Below are 2070 nucleotides of genomic sequence, written 5' to 3'. Positions count from 1 at the left end.
TCCACCGCGATCACCACGTCCGCCGGGGCGTTGCCCGCCGACTCCGGGTTCGCCGACATCAGCGCCGTGCCCGCCCCGGCCCGCCGGGCCGCCTGCAGCGCTCCCATGACGTACGGCGTGCGGCCGGAGGCGGTCAGCCCGAGCACGAAGTCCGAACCGGTGACCTGTGAATCGACCAGCGCGGCACCGGAATCGGTGTCGTCCTCGGCGTTCTCCACGGCCTTCTGGAAGGCGCCGCTGCCACCGGCCTGGTGCGCCACCACCCAGTCCGCGGGCACGTTGTAGGTCGGGATCAGCTCGGCGGCGTCGAGCCCCGCGAGCCTCCCGGAGGTGCCTGCGCCCACGTAGTGCACCCGTCCGCCGGAGCGCAGCGCGGTCACCGCCAGGTCCACCGCGCGGGCCAGCTCCGGCAGCGCCCGGCCGACCGCCTCCGGAACGGTGCGGTCCTCGGCGTTGAGCACGTGCAGGATGTCCAGCGTCGGCAGCAGGTCGATGTCCCTGGTGCGCTCGTTGGTCCGTTCCGTCGGGGCGTTCACCCGCGCGGGCGGCTGCGGATCGCGGGTCATCCAGCGTCCTCCTCGTTCCTGGGCCGGTCCGGATGCCTGCGGCGATCCGGGCGGGCACCGAGCCGGTGCCCGTCGACGGCCGCGTAGGTGGCTTCCAGCGCTGCCTTCGTGTCGTCGATGTGCCGTTGCGCCACCCCGATGAACAGGCAGTCGATCACGGTGAGCTGGCCGAGCCTGCTCGCCATCGCCCCGGAGCGGTAGGTCGTCTCGCGCACCGCCGTGGTCAGCACGTTCCCGGCGATCTCGGTGATCGGCGAACGGCTGAAGTTGGTCAGCGCGGCGGTGACCGCCCCGTGCCGCCCGGCCTCCCGCAACGCCTCCACCGTCTCGGAGGTGGCGCCGGTGTGCGAGATGCCGATGGCCACGTCGCCGTCGCGCAGCAGCGCCGCCGAGGTCAGCGCGGTGTGCGTGTCCGACCACGCGAAGCAGGTCAGGCCGATGCGGTGCAGCTTCTGCTGCAGGTCGAGCGCGACGAAGGCGCTGGCGCCGACGCCGTAGACGTCGATCCGGCGGGCCCGCGCGACGGCGTCGACGACCGCGGCGAGCGCTTCGGCGTCGAGCTGTCCGGCGGTTTCCTCGACGGCTTTCGCGTCCGCGTAGGCGACCTTCTCGATGATCTGCGCCAGGTCGTCGTCCGGTTCGATGTCGCCGCCGAGGTCGCGGTCGCGTTCGGAGGTGCGGGCGGTGTCCGCGGCCAGCGCGATGCGCAGGTCGGGATACCCGCCGACGCCGATCGCCTTGCAGAACCGGGTGACGGTGGTTTCGCTGGTGCCCGCCGCTTCGGCGACCTCGGTGATGCTGCGCCGGGCGATGGAGGCGGGATCGGCGAGCACGATGCCCGCGACCCGCTGCTCGGCTCTGGCCAGCCCCGGGAGCAGCGAGCGGATCCGCACGAGGGGACTGCCGTCCCCGGCTTCGGACGAGCTGTCGTCAACGGCCATGTGGGAAACTTACTAACCGCGATCTGTGCAGGTCAATGCGGGTGTCTCCGGGTCGGCCGAGGTTCGGGCGGGGCCGGCGGGCCGCGCCCGCCGTGGACAGGACGGTTCGCACCGGGAATCGGGTTGCACCGTGCGGCGGTGCGCCGATCACCTTCGCGGGCCAACGGCGCCGAGTCCGCGCGGGCTCAGCGGTGCACCGGCGCCCAGCCCCGCGGGTGGAAGCCCTGCGGCTCGCGCTCGCCGTCGAGCAGCGTGCGGTCCCGGTCGGCCACCGAGATTCCGTCGACCAGCACGCCCCGCCCGGTGTACTGCTTGTCCGGCGCGTAGCGCCAGCGCACCTGGACGTGCTGGCCGGGCTGAGCGTCCACGGTGCCGCGCACCTGCCACCACGCGCGGTGGCCCGATCCGGCCAGCGACTGCTGCGGCCCTTCCGGTGCACCCGGCCCGTTCGCGGTCACCGGCACCGGCCGCCAGCTCGCCCCGCCGTCCACACTGGACTCCAGTAGCAGCGGGTCGGCGCCGTCCGGATCCCGCTGGGTGTCCACGAAAGCGTCGAACGACAC

The 2070-nt window shown here is 73.5% G+C and carries 2 protein-coding genes and 1 pseudogene; all 3 read right to left on the bottom strand.

What is annotated here, in order from left to right; all coding sequences use genetic code 11:
• Positions 1-566, bottom strand: a 566-nt coding sequence (locus IJH84_RS07690; protein WP_295142039.1) for an N-acetylmuramic acid 6-phosphate etherase, incomplete at its 3' end; no start/stop codon positions are given.
• Entirely contained in the window at positions 563-1507 is a 945-nt protein-coding gene (locus IJH84_RS07685) for a MurR/RpiR family transcriptional regulator (protein ID WP_200068253.1), read from the bottom strand. The genes IJH84_RS07685 and IJH84_RS07690, both read right to left, overlap by 4 nt.
• Positions 1508-1692: 185 nt before the next feature.
• Positions 1693-2070 (bottom strand): annotated as a pseudogene (locus IJH84_RS07680) (serine hydrolase); the annotation flags it as partial.

Source organism: Saccharopolyspora sp., from assembly GCF_017434145.1.
Taxonomy (GTDB): domain Bacteria; phylum Actinomycetota; class Actinomycetes; order Mycobacteriales; family Pseudonocardiaceae; genus Saccharopolyspora_C; species Saccharopolyspora_C galaxeae.
The sequence above is the reverse complement of the archived record's forward strand: the minus strand, read 5'-3'. Positions and strand labels throughout refer to the sequence as shown.

What these genes read in the sequence shown, in the direction of transcription:
- IJH84_RS07685 (WP_200068253.1), bottom strand. Translation starts at nt 1,507, where the DNA reads ATGGCCGTTGACGACAGCTCGTCCGAAGCCGGGGACGGCAGTCCCCTC.